Consider the following 17086-nt stretch of genomic DNA (forward strand, 5'->3'; position numbering starts at 1 on the left):
ACTCCTCAGGTTGCCAATCCGGCCAGGCAACTGTTTTTCATTGATCTGCGGGCTTTTTCGAAAAAGCACGGTCCTCGGACCGCACAAAAGCCGAATATATCAGCGCGCAAAAATTATTAATCATCCACGGCGTCAAGGAACTCGTCTACCACGGGCATTTCGCCCAATCGTGACGGAATATTTAAACCGAAGTGCAAATACGCATGCCGGGTCACCACTCGCCCCCGCGGGGTGCGCATGATGTAGCCCTGCTGGATCAGGTACGGCTCCAGCACGTCTTCAATGGTGTGGCGTTCTTCACTGATGGCCGCGGCCAGGCTGTCCACTCCGACCGGCCCGCCGTCGAACTTCTCGATCATGGTCAACAGCAGACGTCGGTCCTGGTGGTCGAAACCACGTTCGTCGACATCCAGCAGGTTCAACGCGAGGTCGGCAATCGGCTTGGTGATATGGCCCTTGGCGCGCACCTCGGCGAAATCGCGCACCCGTCGCAACAACCGGTTGGCGATCCGCGGCGTACCGCGGGCACGTCGGGCGATTTCGAAGGCACCTTCCGGGTCCAGCGGCAAACCAAGGATGCTCGCCGAACGGCTGACAATCGTCGCCAGGTCCGCGGTGCTGTAGAACTCCAGGCGCTGGACGATACCGAAGCGGTCGCGCAAGGGGTTGGTCAACATGCCCGCACGGGTCGTTGCACCGACGAGGGTAAAGGGTGGCAAATCAAGCTTGATCGAACGCGCGGCCGGCCCTTCGCCGATCATGATGTCGAGCTGGAAATCTTCCATGGCCGGGTACAGCACTTCTTCGACAATCGGCGACAGGCGATGGATTTCGTCGATGAACAGCACGTCGTGGGGTTCAAGGTTGGTCAACAGCGCTGCCAGGTCGCCCGGACGTTCCAGAACAGGACCCGATGTGCTCTTGATCGACACGCCCATTTCCTGGGCGATGATGTTCGCCAGAGTGGTTTTACCCAGGCCCGGCGGACCGAAGATCAGCGTGTGATCCAGCGACTCGTTGCGCCCACGGGCGGCCTGGATGAACAACTCCATTTGCTCGCGAACGGTCGGCTGGCCGATGTATTCGGCCAGACTGACAGGACGAATCGCCCGGTCCTGGACTTCCTCGCGGTCACGGGGACCTGGCGTGGCGGCTATCAGACGATCAGCTTCAATCACTTAAATCATTCCCTTCAGGGCACGACGAATCAGGTCTTCACTGCTCAAGCCTTTCTCCTTGATCGCGGAAATCGCCTTGCTGGCCTCCTGCGGCTTGTAGCCCAAGGAAATCAGCGCACTGACCGCATCGTTTTCAGCGGTGGCGATCGGCGCCGGCGCATCTGGCCCGCCCGGCTGGTTGGGAACCAGCGCGAACATCGCAGGTACGGTTTCCCACGCCTTGAAGCGGTCCTTGAGTTCCACCAGCAAACGTTCAGCCGTCTTCTTGCCCACGCCCGGCACCTTGGTCAGCGCCGAGGTGTCCTGGGACTGTACGCAACGGACCAACTCATCGACTTCCAGACTGGACATCAAGGCCAGCGCCAATTTCGGCCCTACCCCATTGAGACGGATCAGCTCGCGAAAAAAGTCTCGCTCACGCTTGCCGAAGAAGCCATAGAGTAACTGCGCGTCTTCGCGTACGACCAAGTGGGTGTGCAAGGTCAGCGGTTCACCGACCGACGGCAAGCGATACAGCGTGGTCATGGGCACTTCCAGCTCATACCCCAGACCGTTTACATCCAGAATCAGGTGCGGTGGCTGTTTTTCAGCCAGTGTGCCGCGCAAGCGTCCAATCACGTTACAGATCCTTGAGCGTTGGCCAGATCAATGCCTGGCGACCGACAGAGCAAGGGTTCGCGTCGACAACACAGACACGAAGACCCTCATTCCATAAAAAATGATTGCTGATGCTATCAGAGACGCAGGCGCCCGCCACGACTGCGTGCCGTCCCCAGGCCATGGGGCAGCAGACTGGAACGGGTGTGCGCATGGCAAATGGCGATGGCCAGGGCGTCAGAAGCATCGATTTGCGGTTTGCTGGTCAATTTCAGCATGTGCATGACCATCATTTGCACCTGTTCTTTGTTCGCCGCACCGGTGCCGGTCACTGCCTGTTTGACCTGGGTCGCGGTGTACTCGGCGATTTCCAGGCTTTCTTCGGCACCGGCAACGATGGCCGCGCCGCGCGCCTGACCCAGCTTCAGTGCAGAGTCGGCATTGCGCGCCATGAAGACTTTTTCGATGCCCATGGTGACCGGGCCGTATGTCTGGATGATTTCACGCACGCCGCGATAAACGATTTGCAGACGCTCATGCAATTCTCCCGAGCCGGTACGAATGCAGCCCGAGGCCACATACACACAGCCACGCCCGGTATCGCGCACCACGCCATAACCGGTAATACGCGAACCGGGGTCGATACCTAGAATTAAAGTCATAACGCCTGCGGGTTAGGTAAGAGCACTTCAATACAGCAAACACCAACAGTGGGAGCTGACTCCCACCTTTGATCTTAGTCACCCTTAACCGAGTTGCGCGGCTACCGATTCCGGGATGTCCGCGTTGGAATAGACGTTCTGCACATCATCCAGGTCTTCAAGCATGTCGATCAGCTTGAGCACCTTCTCGGCGCCTTCCAGGTCCAGTTCGGCGCTGGTGGTCGGCAACATGACGATTTCAGCGTCGTCGCCTTTGAACCCGGCCGCTTCCAGCGCATTGCGCACGGAATAGAACCCGGCGAACGAGGTGAACACATCAATGGAACCGTCTTCGTGGGTGACCACGTCATCGGCGTCGGCTTCCATTGCCGCTTCGATCAGCGCGTCTTCATCAACGCCTGGCGCGAAGGAAATCTGCCCTTTACGCTCGAACAGATAAGCCACGGAACCGTCGGTGCCGAGGTTGCCGCCACATTTGCTGAACGCGTGGCGGACTGCCGCTGCGGTGCGATTACGGTTATCGGTCATGCACTCGACCATCACCGCCACGCCACCCGGGCCGTAGCCTTCGTAGCTCAGCTCGACCATGTCGTCGGTGTCGGCAGCGCCGGCACCGCGCGCAACGGCGCGGTCAATGATGTCGCGACTCATGTTCGCGCCAAGGGCCTTGTCCAGCGCCAGACGCAGGCGCGGGTTGGAGCCCGGATCACCGCCACCCTGTCGGGCAGCAACGGTCAGTTCACGAATCCACTTGGTGAAAATCTTGCCCTTCTTGGCATCCTGACGTTCTTTGCGGTGCTTGATGTTCGCCCACTTGGAATGACCCGCCATAACTCGCTCCGAATTCTCTTTGAAACATTGCCCGCCACACTCAGTGTCGGCCAGCAACCAAAAAATCTCGACTTAAAGAAAAGGCGCACCCAAAAGGATGCGCCTTTGTGGTCAGCCTTACTCAGCCTTTGGCGTTTCGCGCAGACGAATGTGCAGTTCGCGCAATGCCTTGGCATCCACCTGACCCGGTGCCTGAGTCATGACGTCCGCCGCGCTCTGGGTTTTCGGGAAGGCAATTACTTCACGGATCGACTGGGCGCCAGTCATCAGCATCACCAGACGGTCCAGACCGAAGGCCAGGCCACCGTGTGGCGGCGCGCCGTACTTCAGGGCGTCGAGCAGGAAGCCGAACTTCTCTTCCTGTTCCGCTTCGTTGATGCCCAGCAGGCGGAATACGGTCTGCTGCATTTCCTTGCGGTGGATACGGATCGAACCGCCACCCAACTCGGTGCCGTTCAGCACCATGTCGTAGGCACGGGACAGAGCGGTCGCCGGGTTGGCTTCCAGTTCTTCCGGAGTGCACTTCGGCGCGGTGAACGGGTGGTGCAAGGCGGTGAAGCTGCCGTCGTCGTTCTCTTCGAACATCGGGAAATCGACGACCCACATGGGTGCCCACTTGCAGGTCAGCAGGTTCAAATCGTTACCGACCTTGATCCGCAGCGCGCCCAGGGCTTCGCTGACGATCTTGGCTTTGTCGGCACCGAAGAACACGATGTCGCCGTCAACCGCGCCAACGCGATCGAGGATCACATTGAGGTTGGCTTCAGGGATGTTCTTGACGATCGGCGATTGCAGACCTTCAACGCCTTTGGCGCGCTCGTTGACCTTGATGTACGCCAGGCCCTTGGCACCGTAGATGCCGACGAACTTGGTGTAGTCGTCGATCTGCTTGCGCGGCATGCTCGCAGCGCCAGGAACGCGCAACGCGGCAATGCGGCATTTCGGGTCGTTGGCCGGGCCGCTGAACACCTTGAAGTCGACTTCTTTCAGTTGATCTTCAACGTCAACCAGTTCCAGCGGGTTACGCAGGTCCGGCTTGTCGGAACCGTAACGACGCATGGCTTCTGCGAAGGTCATGTGCGGGAAGTCACCGAATTCCAGGTCCAGCACTTCCTTGAACAGGTTGCGGATCATTTTTTCGGTGATGCCCATGATCTCGTTTTCATCGAGGAAGCTGGTCTCGATGTCGATCTGGGTGAATTCCGGCTGGCGATCAGCCCGCAAGTCTTCGTCGCGGAAGCACTTGGCGATCTGGTAGTAACGGTCGAAGCCAGCCACCATCAGCAGTTGCTTGAACAGCTGTGGCGATTGCGGCAAGGCGAAGAACGAGCCGGCGTGAGTACGGCTCGGCACCAGGTAGTCGCGAGCACCTTCAGGGGTCGCGCGGGTCAGGATCGGTGTCTCGACGTCAAGGAAGCCGTTCTCGTCCAGGAAACGACGGATGCTGGTGGTCATGCGCGAACGCAGACGCAGCTTCTCGGCCATTTCCGGACGGCGCAGGTCAAGGAAGCGATAGCGCAGACGGGTTTCTTCGCCGACATCGGAGAACTCGTTCAGCGGGAACGGCGGGGTTTCCGACTCGTTCAGCACTTCCAGTTCGTAGCCGAGGACTTCGATCATGCCCGACGCCATGTTGGCGTTGGTAGCACCGGCCGGACGCAGGCGAACCTTGCCGGTGATCTTCACGACGTACTCGCTGCGCACGCGATCGGCGGCAGCGAAGGATTCAGCGCGGTCCGGGTCGAACACCACCTGGGCCAGACCGTCACGATCACGGATATCGAGGAAAATCACCCCACCGTGGTCACGGCGACGGTGAACCCAACCGCAAAGAGTAATTTCCTGGCCTTCCAGGCTTTCGTTCAGTTGGCCGCAATAATGGCTGCGCATCATGGTAGTGGTTTCACTTCTCGTAATTCGAAATTCGGTTGGAGTCCCGCCCATCCTGCCCTTGTTAAAGGTGCCTGATGGTGCAAGCGCTCTCACGTGTCGTTCAACTCAGGCCCTAGACCCTAGTCAGCTTTGTCGCCGCCGGCCAGGTTCTTCTTCGAGCCGGTCTTGAAATCGGTTTCGTACCAGCCGGTGCCGCTGAGGCGGAAACCTGGCATGGACAGCATCTTTTTAAGCTCTGGCGCCTGGCAGGCAGGGCAGTCGACCAGCGGTGCTGCGCTGATCTTTTGAATGGCTTCCAACTGATGACCACAGGAAGCACATTGATAGTCGTACATCGGCATGGGGGTTGTCTCGGCGATCAGATTGCTACCGCGCACGCTGGGTTTTGCGGCAAAGAGCGGGATTATATCCATTAAATGCAGCCTGTGCAGCCGTAAGACTGCACAGACTGACACTCAGTCCATTACGCCGCTCTGCGACTAAGGTGTCGCAACGCAGCCCCCTTCCTTCAAGCTGCGCACGACGCAGACAACCCGCACCAGCCCGGTGAAGTTCTTGACCCCGCCGTGACGCAAATGCACTTCGCGGTCCACATGGGACAACAGCGCACTGACCGAACAGCAATTGACCCTGGCCATATCGCCCAAAATATCCCAATAGACCTGCTCAAGCCGCAAGCAGGTCGCAAAACCATTCAAACGCACAGAGCGGGATAAAGGCCGGGCCAATCCCATATCAAATTCACTGACGAACGGATCAACCCTGATCTCCCTCCCCTCGCCTGGCCTGTCTTCGTAAACCATATCGCTGACACTCCTTTGTCATTCCTTGCCTTCTATCAAGAGCTACATCTGTTGTGTTGCCTTATAAAAGCGCAGGCGCAAAGGGATATCCAGATGACTTTATGACCATCGACGTAGGATAAGCCAACAGTTGACAGGGGATCATGGAGCCCGTCCTAGGCCGGCCATTTTCCTACATGATCAAGCGCGATTTACCACGCGCAAAAGAGACTCTAAGAAGCAAAACGGCAAAGGGTCGGCGGCGGGCACGGCGACCTCGTCCTTAATAGAAGAAAGCCGCGCACAACAAACCTGCCAACACCCCACCGCCCCGAATGACGCACCGACCTGCGACAAATCAACCTCCCAGGCACCGCCGGACTGCCTGATTTGAGTAGCTGCAGGCTTTGCTGTTAAATAGACAGTGTGTCGCGACCGCCTATTTTTCGGGGGCTGCGCATAGGCTGATACCGAATACGTGCCCAACGCCTCTTATTGTTCCGAAGCGAACCGTATTCCATCAGCTCTTCCTCGTGATCCGTCTTAACGTGAGTTAATCAAAATGTTGAAAATCGTCCACCTGCTAACGGGCGCAGCGGCCCTGCTGCTGTCCTTCATCCCCAGCCTGCGAGCTGAAGCGGTCCCTTACCTGCAACAACCCGATGCACTGTACCTGGCCTTTTTCGGCCTGCTGAACCTCACCCTTGCTCCTGTTATCCCTTACTGGAACAAAGGCCCTCGTCACCAACTGCAAAACCTGGTCAGCGTTCTGCTGGTACTGGCCGTCCTCCTGCAAATCCTGACATTGCTCGCGCCGATGCCCGTCATCGCCGGTCAACCTGCCGTCCTGTTCAGCCTGGTCGCAGCCATGGCCGCCGTGTTACTGCACCTGGGCGTCAGCTTCTACAAATCGTCACCAGCCGCCGCCTCGCCAAGCTATGACATGAGCAACCGCGATACCGGCACCGTCAAGTGGTTCAACACCTCCAAAGGCTTCGGCTTTATTTCCCGTGATTCCGGCGATGATATTTTCGTGCATTTCCGCGCTATTCGTGGCGAGGGTCACCGCGTTCTGGTCGAAGGCCAGCGCGTGGAATTCTCTGTGATGAACCGTGACAAAGGCCTGCAAGCCGAAGATGTGATCGCCGCACTGCCGCGTCGCTGATTCAAAGGCTAAAAAAAACCGCGAACAGCCAGACTGTTCGCGGTTTTTTATTGGCTGCTTCTTTATCAAAAAAGTCAGTAATGCGGCGGCGGTGCTTCTTCTTCGAAGGTTTCGAACTGCCCGGCCATTTCTTCCTGGCGCTTGAGCAGTGCTGCCATTTGCAGCTGCAGGCGTTCAACGGCTCGCTGCTGCGTCGCCAGCACATCACTCAATGACTGGATGGTGTCATCCTGAAACGCCAACTGACTCTCCAGATCGGTAACGCGATCTTCCAGGCTCATGATTCAACCCTCCAGAAACGTAAAGTCTTCGGCTAACACCAAACGCAGCCGCTCGCGAATCGCAGCGATCTGGCCTGCATCATAGGGTTTGGCCGGCACCTTGCCCCAGACCGGCGCAGGCCAGGCGGCGTCTTCGCGTTTGCGCACGATCACATGCATGTGCAACTGGCTGACGACATTACCCAGCGCCGCAATATTCAGCTTGTCAGCGTCGAACGCATCCTTGAGCGTTTCCGCCAGCGCGGTTGTCTCCTGCCAGAGCTGTTGCTGCTCGGCGACACCCAACTGAAATATCTCGCTGATATCGTCGCGACGAGGCACCAGGATGAACCAGGGGTAATTCGAGTCATTGGACAACAGCAACCGGCAGAGCGGGAAATCCCCGATCGGTAGCGTGTCTTGTTGAAGCCGTGGATCTAAAGCGAACACTGTGCGCACTCCCGCCTGGTTCTCATTTTTCAGCTTAGCGCCCCTCCCGAGGGACGGCGCGCCAAGCGACAGGACGGCAGCATACCTGCGAACGGGTCTCTCTTCACGACCAGACACGCGCCCCGCCATGAGACATTTTTTGCCAGAACGCACCATTACAGGACCAACGCTCCAGCCAAAACCGCCGAAATGACTGATTAACAACGATGTGTTCGATTCAGACAAATAACAACACTGGATGAATTCAGCACAGTGATTCAAATTTTTTGCACCAAAAGCGCACAGCTCGTCTACGCTGAGTCGGTCAGCATCCGCCATCTACTCACTTTTGGGGTGAACCGGTAACGTTTTTGGTTGTCACGGCACCGAGCCGGAGGCTGGAACACGATGCAAACCTGGCGTCAAGCCCGAACAAAACGTGCTTGAAACGCCCGGTTTTATGAGGTTTTTACACGTATAGACAAGCAGGCAGAAAAAAACAGCAACAAAATTCTGTTTTGTGCACGCTTGTTGCATTCACACCCACATCGCCTTGGATGTCTCTGCTGGAAGTGGGGGCCTCAAGGCAAATAAAAACAGCGGCAGGGTTGCCCGATGGAGATTCAGACGTTTCACCAAGGACTCTTTTTACCGATGTTCAAGCCCCGGAAAACAACGTTAAAGTTGCCGGTCCTCTTGCATTGAGGCTGTAAATTTGCGACATCTACCAAGCTGTTTGCGACAGGGTCGTAAAGAAGCTGAAAGGTTAGATACGCAAGTATCGCCAACATGGTCGGCGTGATATAAGTTTGCGCCGACACAAAAAGAAAGAGCCGCCCAGATAATAAAACAGGTGGGACGGCAGTACTCTTCTAAAACCAAAGGAGCAAATCACGATGCGCGTGATGAAGTGGAGCATGATCGCACTGGCAGTTGCAGCAGCAGCCAGTACTCAGTTGGCAGTAGCCGCACCTTTCGTAAGCGACCAGGCAGAAGCCAAAGGTTTTGTTGAAGACGCGAAGGCCGACATTCTGGTTCGTAACTACTACTACAACCGTAACAAGAAAGACGGCGCTACCGACGACAAAGACTGGACCCAGGGCATTCAGGGCAACTTCAGCTCTGGCTACACCCAAGGCCTGATCGGCGTTGGCGTTGAAGCTTGGGGCCAACTGGCCATCAAGCTGGACGGTTCCGACAAATACGCAGGTTCGGGCAACATGTCCGTGGACGGCGATGGCGAAGTCAACAACAGCCAAGGCAAAGCCGGCGCTGCTGCCAAGTTCCGCATCTCCAAGACCGAGCTGAAAATCGGCGACATGCAGCCAAGCACTGCTCCAGTGTTCGCTGTTGGTGGTTCCCGTATCCTTCACCAAACTGCTACCGGCATCCAACTGCAGAGCAGCGAAGTCAAAGACCTTGACCTCGAAGGCGGCCACTTCACTTCGGCAACCAGCCAGGACAGCAACGCCCGTGACGGCGACCTGTGGGCTACTTACGCTGGCGTGAAAGCCAACTCCATCGACTACTTCGGTGGCAAATACGGCATCAACGACAACCTGAGCTTCTCGCTCTACGGTGCCAAGCTCGAAGACGTCTGGAACCAGTACTACGCCAACGGTAACTACACCCTCCCACTGGGTGGCGATGAGTCGTTGAACTTCGACGCCAACTACTACAACACCAAGGACACCGGTAACGCTAAAGCAGGCGAAATCAGCAACAACGCCTACTCCCTGGCGGCTGCTTTCTCGTTCCTGAAAGCGCACACCCTGACCCTGGGCTTCCAGAAAGTGAACGGCGATACCCCGTTCGACTACGTCGGTGTGGGTAAAAACAACCGCGGTGGCGACTCGATCTTCCTCGCCAACTCCATCCAGTACTCTGACTTCAACGCCCCTGGCGAGAAGTCGGTACAAGCCCGTTACGACCTGAAAATGGCCGAATACGGCGTACCTGGTCTGAGCTTCATGACCCGTTACGTGAAAGGTTGGGACATCGACGGCACCAACACTCCAGCAGGCAGCGCTTACGCTGGTCTGTACGGTGCAGACGGCAAACACCACGAAGTCAACGTAGAAGCCAAATACGTTATTCAATCCGGTCCGGCTAAAGATCTGTCGTTCCGCATCCGTCAAGCATGGCACACCGCCAACGCAGACGAAGGCGAAGGCGATATCTCTGAGTTCCGCCTGATCACCGACTACCCACTCAACATTCTGTAATTGCAGAACGTTAGTTTGCGGTAATCAAAAAAAGGCCCATCTTCGGATGGGCCTTTTTCGTTGGCTATCAATTAAGCGTTAAAACGATCAAATCCGTGAGAAACATGCCTGACCAAAGAGTCAGACATGATCAAAAAACAATCACTGCACCGCAGATTCCTGAACCACGCGAATAACCCGCTGTGGAAACGGAATATCAATACCGGCATTTTTCAAGCGATCACGGGACTGTTCGTTGAACATGAACATCACCTCCCAGTAATCCGCCGTCTTTACCCAGACCCGAAGCGAAAGAGTGATCGAACTGTCACCCAAAGTAGACACCACTGCCTGAGGTGCCGGATCTGCCAACACACGCGGATCTTTGGCCAACTCCAGCAGTACTTCACGAGCCTTCTGCAAGTCCGCTTCGTAATCCACCCCTACGTCGAACACTACTTTGCGGGTGGGTTGACGGTTGGTATTGGTAATGATGCCGTTCGACAAGTTGCCGTTAGGCACGATGATGGTTTTGTTGTCACCGGTGCGCAGTACGGTGTGGAAGATCTGAATACTGTCGACAGTACCGGCAACCCCTTGGGCTTCAATCCAGTCACCGATTCGAAACGGGCGGAACAACAGAATCAACACACCGCCGGCGAAGTTGGCCAGACTGCCTTGCAAGGCCAGACCAATGGCCAGACCCGCCGCACCGATCGCCGCGACGAACGAGGTGGTTTCCACACCGATCATCGACGCTACGCTGACAATCAGCAAAACCTTGAGAATGATGTTCGCCAGGCTGCTGATAAAACCTTGCAGCGCCAGGTCGGCGTTACGCAGGGCCAGCAGGCCACCGAGCTTTTGCGTCACTTTGTTGATCAGCCACCAACCGATGGCCAGGGTGATCACTGCCAGCAACACGCGGCTGCCGTACTCCATGATCATTGGAATCCAGGCTTGGGATGCCTTGACCAGGTTGTCCACTTCAGTATTCAAATCCATCTAATTTCTCCTGATTTCCGGCTATCCGGCACGCGAAAAAAATAAACGGCAGAACGACCAAACCCAGGGGACTTAATCATTTCTGCCGTTGGTTGGGCCTCGGACGCCGAAAACGCCGAGAGGTTCCCAAGTTGAGGGTCAGTCGCGGAAGTTGTTGAACTGCAGCGGCATATCGAACGTTTTGGCGCGCAAGGCCGCGATGGCTTCCTGCAAATCGTCACGTTTCTTGCCGGTAATGCGCACTTGCTCGCCCTGAATAGCGGCCTGAACCTTGAGCTTGGCGTCTTTGACGTGAGCGACGATTTTCTTCGCCAGTTCCTTGTCGATACCTTCCTTGAGGACCGCTTCCTGCTTCATCAGCTTGCCCGATGCGTAGGCGTCCTTGACTTCAAGGCACTGCACGTCGATTTTGCGCTTGACCAGGGCCAGCTTGAGGATCTCGATCATCGCTTCGAGCTGGAAGTCGGCCTCGGCGGTCAGGTTGACGGTCAGGTCCTTTTCCTTGAACTCGAAGGTGCCCTTGCCCTTCAGGTCATAACGGCGATCGAGTTCCTTGACGGCGTTTTCGACCGCGTTGGTGACTTCGTGTTTGTCCAGTTCGGATACCACGTCGAACGACGGCATGTAATCTCTCCAATAAAAAGGCGCGCTCGATTGCAATGGCGCGCGCTTGGCTTGCGGTTAAAATCGGGCTCATTATAACGGGTCTTTTCCAACCGATACTGCGAGCCTCACATGCCTGCCTCAAACCGAGCAAAAAGCTGATGTCGACTACTTGGCATGTATTGGGCGCCGGCAGCCTCGGCACGTTGTGGGCCACACGTCTGGCGCGGGCCGATTTGCCGGTCAGGCTGATCGTTCGGGATGCGCAGCGCTTGCAGGCATATCAAGCCGCGGGCGGTTTGACGCTGGTCGAGCACGGCGTAGCCAATACCTATGATATCCCCGGCGAAACACCGGACAGCCGCGAACCGATCAGCCGCCTGTTGGTGGCCTGCAAGGCTTACGACGCCGAGAAAGCCGTCGCACAACTGGCGCCACGCCTGACACCCGACGCCGAGCTGATCCTGCTGCAGAACGGCCTCGGCAGTCAGGACGCCGTGGCGGCGCAGGTGCCGCAAGCCCGTTGCGTGAGTGCATCGAGTACCGAAGGCGCGTTTCGCGATGGCGACTGGCGTGTGGTGTTCGCGGGCCACGGTTACACCTGGCTGGGGGATGCAGGCCATCCGGTTGCGCCGATCTGGCTGGATGACCTGATGGCAGCCGGAATCCCCCATGAATGGAGCACCGACATCCTCACGCGGCTGTGGCGAAAACTGGCGCTTAACTGTGCGATCAACCCCCTGACAGTCCTTCATAACTGCCGTAATGGCGGATTGCAGGCGCATCAGTGCGAAGTCGCGACCCTCTGCGGCGAATTGACCGAGTTGCTGGAACGGTGTGGTCAGCCCGCTGCGGCAGAAAACCTGCAACAGGAAGTCGAGCGCGTCATCCAGGCCACGGCGGCCAACTACTCCTCGATGTACCAGGACGTCGCGAATCAGCGCCGCACCGAAATCACCTACCTGCTGGGCCATGTGTGCAAAGTGGCCGAGCGTCATCAACTGAACCTGCCCCACCTGCATCAATTACAGCAGCGGCTGATCGGCCATCTGCACAGCCTTGGATTGCCCAGCGACTGAGCAGCGGCTACGCTGGCCACGTGTTCCATTTAAGCGACGAACCTGATGCCATTGCGCCAGCGCCTTGAAAACCTTCCCGTCGGCCAGAAACTGCTGGCCGCCCTGCTGGTGCTGTTGATCACCATCCTGCTGGTTGCCAACCTGACCTTCATCAGCGCGGCGTATTACATCTCCCAGGAAAGCATGGCGCCCCAAGCCTTGCAGACCATTGGCCGACTGGTGTCGAACCCGAGCCTGGTGGCCGACGCCCTGAAGACGCCACAAAACGCCGAACGCCTGCTCAACGAACTCAACAGTTACTCGCCGCTGCGTGCAGCCGCCATTTATGACGGCAAGGGCGAACGGCTGGCCCAGTTGCAGCATGGCGACAAACTCAGCCTGCCGGGGCGCTATCATCACATAGAGGCTTGGCAAGCGACCGAGTTTCGCAGCAATCAACTGATCACCCTGCCCCGCCCCGGCACTGAGCCTGGTCATTTGTTGCTGGTGGCCAGCAGTGAGCTGCCAATGGCGTTCTACACCGGAACCCTGACTGCCAGCCTGGGCATTCTGATCTTCAGCGTGTTGTTGTGGCTGGTGATTGCCCGGCAAATCAAACGGCTGATTACCCGCCCCATCCATGAGCTCGAAGAGCTGTCCCGGCAGGTGACCCGCGAAGAGAACTACGCGCTGAGAGCCTCCCGTGGCAACCACGACGAAATCGGCAGCCTCGCCGAGGCGTTCAACACCATGCTCTCGCGGATCGAAGCCCGTGAGCAGCAACTCAAACGGGCGCGGGACGACTCCCAGGCCGCTTACGACCAGGCCCAGGGCCTGGCCGAAGAAACCCGCCACACCAATCGCAAGCTGGAACTCGAAGTCCAGGTGCGCAGCAAGATCGAGAAAAAGCTCACCGGTTTCCAGAACTACCTCAACAGCATCATCGACTCCATGCCGTCGGCGCTGATCGCCCTCGACGAACAGCTCTACGTGACCCAGTGGAATCAGGAGGCCAGTGCCCTGTCCGGCACGCGCCTGGACGAAGCGCTGAACCAGCCGATCTTCCTCGCCTTCGAACCGTTGAAGCCGTTTCTGCCGCAGCTCAAGCAAACCGTCGAGCAGCACACCGTGGCCAAGATCGAGCGGGTAACGTGGTTCAAGGACGATGAGCCCAAGCATTACGCCCTGACCTTTTACCCGCTGATGGGCGGCGCCGGGCGCGGCGTGGTGATCCGGATCGACGACATCACTCAGCGCCTGTCGCTGGAAGAAATGATGGTGCAGTCGGAGAAAATGCTCTCGGTCGGTGGCCTCGCCGCCGGCATGGCCCACGAAATCAATAACCCGTTGGGCGCGATCCTGCACAACGTGCAGAACATTCGCCGACGCCTGTCACCTGACCTGCCGAAGAACCTGGAGCAGGCCGAGCACATCGGCATCGAGCTGGAAACGGTCAACCGGTACCTGCAAGCGCGCGAAGTCCCGCAACTGCTCGACGGCATTCAGCAAGCCGGCGCCCGGGCGGCGAAGATTGTGACGCACATGCTCAGCTTCAGCCGTCGCAGCACCCGGCAAATGGCCCCGTGCGACCTGCCGGCGCTGATCGATCAAGCGGTGGAAATCGCCGGTAACGACTTCGACCTGGCGATTGGTTTCGACTTCAAGGGCCAGGCAATCATTCGCCAGTTCGATCCGGCCCTCGGCCCGGTGCCCGGCACGGCCAACGAATTGGAGCAGGTGCTGCTCAACCTGTTGAAAAACGCGGCTCAGGCCATTCACCAGCGTGAAGATGACCGCGAACCGGGACGGATCATTCTGCGCACCAAACTGAATCCGCCCTGGGCGGAAATCCAGGTGGAGGACAACGGCATCGGCATGAGCGAAAACGTGCGCAAACGCACGTTCGAGCCGTTCTTCACCACTAAGGAAATCGGCCAGGGCACGGGGTTGGGCCTGTCGGTTTCCTATTTCATCATCACCAACAATCACAAGGGCCAGATGGAAGTGCAATCGACGCCGGGCCAAGGCACCAGTTTCACCTTGCGCCTGCCCTTGGCGGGCACGCCAGTCATCTCTCAAGAACTCAATCAGCTATCGAGGTAACCCATGGGCTTTCGCTTGTCGAAAATTTACACCCGCACTGGCGACAAAGGCGAAACCGGGCTTGGCGATGGTCGCCGGGTGCCCAAGGATCACCCGCGGATCGAAGCCATTGGCGAAGTCGACTCGCTGAACAGCCAGGTCGGTGTGCTGTTGGCCGGGTTGGCCGCAGAACGCATCACATATCCGGGGTTGAACGAGGTGATCGAGGTGTTGGCGCCTTGCCAGCACCGCTTGTTCGACTTGGGTGGCGAGCTGGCGATGCCGGAGTATCAGGCGTTGGACGCGGCGGAGATCGAACGTCTGGAAGCGGCGATTGATCACTGGAATGAAGAGTTGGGACCGCTGGAGAATTTCATACTGCCCGGCGGTTCAGCATTGATCGCTCAGGCGCATGTGTGCAGATGCCTGGCGCGCACTGCGGAACGGCGGTGCCAGCAGTTGAATGCGATTGAACCGTTGGCCGGGGTTGGGTTGGCGTATATCAATCGGTTGTCGGATGTGTTGTTTGTGGTGGCGCGGGTGATTGCCAAGCGGCAGGGGGTTGCGGAGATTTTGTGGCAGGCGGCGGTGAAACCTCAGGTTTAACCGGCGCCTGCTCGCGATGGGGGTGGCAGCTACTCCAAAGAATCCGGCCAGAACGCCCGAATCCCCGCCACGCCCTGAGCCCCGGCTTCCCAGGCTTGTTGCCGCTCTGCCGGGCCAACACCGCCCAACAGGAACACTGGCTTGCTGAAGCCCGTCATCAACGCCGAAGCCTGATCCCAACCCAACGGCTGCGCATCCGGATGAGTCTGGGTCTTCTGCACCGGCGAGAGGGTCACAAAGTCCACGCCCATTTGCTCGGCCAACGCCAGTTCTTCAGCGTTATGACACGACGCCGCCAACCAGCGCGACGCCGGCAGTGGTCGCCCGGCCGCTGCGTATTTACGCAACTGGGCGGAGGTGATGTGCCAACCGGCGGACGGGAAATCACCAAGCCATTCGAACGGCCCCTTGATCATCAGTTGCGCTTTGCCCGCACACAGCCCGGCTGCGTCCACCGCCAGGTCGCGGTACTTTGGATCGTAGCCGTTGGGCGCCCGTAGCTGGATCAACTTGATCCCACCGGCGATGGCTTTCTGAATGCCGCGCAGCAAGGCCGGGGTTTCCAGATCTTCGGGGGTAATCAGATACTCCGCGGGCAAGCGTGCAGCCGCGACGATCGGCTGGTTGGCCGCCGGGAACTCGTAGTTCAGCAGGTCGCGTGGTGACACCCATTCCAACGGCTGACCTTCGGCGCCGTGGGGTTCGCCGGTAAAAGCCGAGACCTCCCAGACATCCAGTAACACGTGCTTGTCCGGGTAGTCGTGATGAACTTTGATCAGCGGTCGCGCGGCGCTGACCACAATGCCCAGCTCTTCCTGAAGCTCACGACTCAGTGCGGTTTCGACGGACTCGTCGCCCTCGACCTTGCCACCGGGAAACTCCCACAAACCGCCCTGGTGCTGAGTGTCGGCACGGCGTGCGATAAGGATCTTGCCGCTGTTATCACGGATAACGGCAGCGGCTACATGAACTCGTTTCACTGCCCGACCTCCTCCAGACCTGCCTTCTGCCAGGCCTTGAACGCCGGCCATTGGTAGATGGCTTCGACATAGGCTTCGTCCGCTGCCGGCAATTTCACCTGATAGGTGCGCAGGCGTACGGCAATCGGGGCGAAGAACGCATCGGCCAGGGTTGCGCCGCCGAACAGGAACGGACCAATGTCAGTCGCCACCGTTCGGCATTCCGCCCACAACGCCAGCATGCGCTGGATATCGGCCTGAACATCATCAGGCGTCGGCGACAGCGGCGCATTGCGGCTCAGGTCGAACGGCATGTTGCCGCGCATGGCAAAGAACCCCGCGTGCATCTGCGCACAAGCCGAACGCGCCTGGGCTCGGGCGGCGGTATCTTTTGGCCAGAGACTGGCATTGGGGAACTGCTCGGCCAGGTACTCGGCAATCGCCAGGGAATCGGCGATGGTGCCGTGTTCGGTTTTCAGCAGCGGGACTTTGCCGGTCGGCGAATGCTTGAGCAGGCGTTCGCGGGTGTCGGGTTGACCCAGTTTGATCAATTCTTCGGTGTAGGCCGCGCCGGTCAGCTCGAGGGCCAGTGCGCCGCGCAGGGACCAGGAGGAAAGCAGTTTGTCGCCGATGATCAGGTGGAGGCTCATGTTCGGGACCTTTTTTGATGAGGGGTACAGACCGGAATCTTCGGTGTCTGGCCGTCCGTCATCGCGGGCAAGCCTGCCCCCACAGTGAACGCGTTGAACACAACCTTTGTGTACGCCACTGA

18 protein-coding genes are annotated in these 17086 nt (G+C 58.3%); 5 read left to right on the forward strand and 13 right to left on the reverse strand.

Annotation, left to right across the window (positions count from 1 at the left end):
• Positions 1-116: 116 nt before the first annotated feature.
• The 7 genes from ruvB to SB725_RS18155 all read right to left on the reverse strand — a co-directional run bounded on the left by ruvB (position 117) and on the right by SB725_RS18155 (position 5964).
• A complete protein-coding gene (ruvB, locus tag SB725_RS18125; RefSeq protein WP_027922938.1) occupies positions 117-1178 on the reverse strand; it encodes a Holliday junction branch migration DNA helicase RuvB in 1062 nt (353 codons plus the stop codon).
• Positions 1179-1796: a Holliday junction branch migration protein RuvA gene (gene ruvA / locus SB725_RS18130; RefSeq protein WP_027922937.1), complete on the reverse strand. Its 618-nt coding sequence runs from the start codon at positions 1794-1796 to the stop codon at positions 1179-1181. It lies immediately after the preceding gene.
• A 116-nt stretch (positions 1797-1912) separates the two neighbouring features.
• Entirely contained in the window at positions 1913-2437 is a 525-nt protein-coding gene (ruvC, locus tag SB725_RS18135; RefSeq protein WP_007945844.1) for a crossover junction endodeoxyribonuclease RuvC, read from the reverse strand.
• An 84-nt stretch (positions 2438-2521) separates the two neighbouring features.
• The gene (locus SB725_RS18140) at positions 2522-3268 is read right to left on the reverse strand and encodes a YebC/PmpR family DNA-binding transcriptional regulator (RefSeq protein WP_027922936.1); all 747 of its coding nucleotides are present in this window, start codon (positions 3266-3268) and stop codon (positions 2522-2524) included.
• A gap of 117 nt (positions 3269-3385) precedes the next feature.
• Positions 3386-5161 carry an aspartate--tRNA ligase gene (aspS, locus tag SB725_RS18145; RefSeq protein ID WP_027922935.1) on the reverse strand — a complete coding sequence of 592 codons (1776 nt, stop codon included), beginning with the start codon at positions 5159-5161 and terminating at the stop codon, positions 3386-3388.
• A 119-nt stretch (positions 5162-5280) separates the two neighbouring features.
• Positions 5281-5502: an FmdB family zinc ribbon protein gene (locus SB725_RS18150; protein ID WP_010457489.1), complete on the reverse strand. Its 222-nt coding sequence runs from the start codon at positions 5500-5502 to the stop codon at positions 5281-5283.
• 138 nt (positions 5503-5640) lie between these two features.
• A complete protein-coding gene (locus SB725_RS18155) occupies positions 5641-5964 on the reverse strand; it encodes a ribbon-helix-helix domain-containing protein (RefSeq protein WP_027922934.1) in 324 nt (107 codons plus the stop codon).
• Between the two features lie 541 nt (positions 5965-6505).
• On the opposite strand from SB725_RS18155, the gene SB725_RS18160 reads away from it, so the two are divergent.
• The gene (locus SB725_RS18160; RefSeq protein ID WP_027922933.1) at positions 6506-7108 is read left to right on the forward strand and encodes a cold-shock protein; all 603 of its coding nucleotides are present in this window, start codon (positions 6506-6508) and stop codon (positions 7106-7108) included.
• Positions 7109-7182: 74 nt separating this feature from the next.
• Here SB725_RS18160 and SB725_RS18165 read toward each other — a convergent pair whose 3' ends face one another.
• Complete coding sequence (locus SB725_RS18165) at positions 7183-7389, reverse strand: SlyX family protein (protein WP_010457497.1); 207 nt, start codon at positions 7387-7389, stop codon at positions 7183-7185.
• 3 nt (positions 7390-7392) lie between these two features.
• On the reverse strand, positions 7393-7818 hold the full coding sequence (locus SB725_RS18170; RefSeq protein ID WP_027922932.1) for an HIT family protein: 426 nt from the start codon (positions 7816-7818) through the stop codon (positions 7393-7395).
• A gap of 875 nt (positions 7819-8693) precedes the next feature.
• Between SB725_RS18170 and SB725_RS18175 the strand changes: the two genes are divergently transcribed.
• Positions 8694-10022, forward strand: coding sequence for an OprD family porin (locus tag SB725_RS18175; RefSeq protein ID WP_410922443.1), 1329 nt, complete (start codon positions 8694-8696; stop codon positions 10020-10022).
• A 141-nt stretch (positions 10023-10163) separates the two neighbouring features.
• On the opposite strand, the gene SB725_RS18180 is transcribed toward SB725_RS18175, so the two are convergent.
• Positions 10164-11006 (reverse strand): mechanosensitive ion channel family protein, encoded by an 843-nt coding sequence (locus SB725_RS18180; RefSeq protein ID WP_027922930.1) that lies wholly within the window; start codon positions 11004-11006, stop codon positions 10164-10166.
• 138 nt (positions 11007-11144) lie between these two features.
• Positions 11145-11630 (reverse strand): YajQ family cyclic di-GMP-binding protein, encoded by a 486-nt coding sequence (locus SB725_RS18185; RefSeq protein WP_007906601.1) that lies wholly within the window; start codon positions 11628-11630, stop codon positions 11145-11147.
• 140 nt (positions 11631-11770) lie between these two features.
• On the opposite strand from SB725_RS18185, the gene SB725_RS18190 reads away from it, so the two are divergent.
• From SB725_RS18190 to SB725_RS18200, 3 genes are read left to right on the forward strand one after another with little or no spacing between them, the layout of a single operon-like run.
• Positions 11771-12688 carry a putative 2-dehydropantoate 2-reductase gene (locus SB725_RS18190; protein ID WP_410922444.1) on the forward strand — a complete coding sequence of 306 codons (918 nt, stop codon included), beginning with the start codon at positions 11771-11773 and terminating at the stop codon, positions 12686-12688.
• Between the two features lie 45 nt (positions 12689-12733).
• On the forward strand, positions 12734-14770 hold the full coding sequence (locus SB725_RS18195) for an ATP-binding protein (protein ID WP_410922445.1): 2037 nt from the start codon (positions 12734-12736) through the stop codon (positions 14768-14770).
• 3 nt (positions 14771-14773) lie between these two features.
• The gene (locus tag SB725_RS18200) at positions 14774-15355 is read left to right on the forward strand and encodes a cob(I)yrinic acid a,c-diamide adenosyltransferase (protein ID WP_027922927.1); all 582 of its coding nucleotides are present in this window, start codon (positions 14774-14776) and stop codon (positions 15353-15355) included.
• 29 nt (positions 15356-15384) lie between these two features.
• Here the strand turns inward: SB725_RS18200 and SB725_RS18205 are convergent, their stop codons facing one another.
• Complete coding sequence (locus tag SB725_RS18205; protein WP_027922926.1) at positions 15385-16335, reverse strand: Nudix family hydrolase; 951 nt, start codon at positions 16333-16335, stop codon at positions 15385-15387.
• Complete coding sequence (locus SB725_RS18210; RefSeq protein WP_027922925.1) at positions 16332-16964, reverse strand: glutathione S-transferase family protein; 633 nt, start codon at positions 16962-16964, stop codon at positions 16332-16334. Before SB725_RS18210 ends, SB725_RS18205 begins: the two co-directional genes overlap by 4 nt.
• Between the last annotated feature and the right edge of the window lie 122 nt (positions 16965-17086).

The organism is Pseudomonas sp. SIMBA_041 (assembly GCF_046535095.1).
GTDB classification, from domain to species: Bacteria; Pseudomonadota; Gammaproteobacteria; order Pseudomonadales; family Pseudomonadaceae; genus Aquipseudomonas; species Aquipseudomonas mucoides.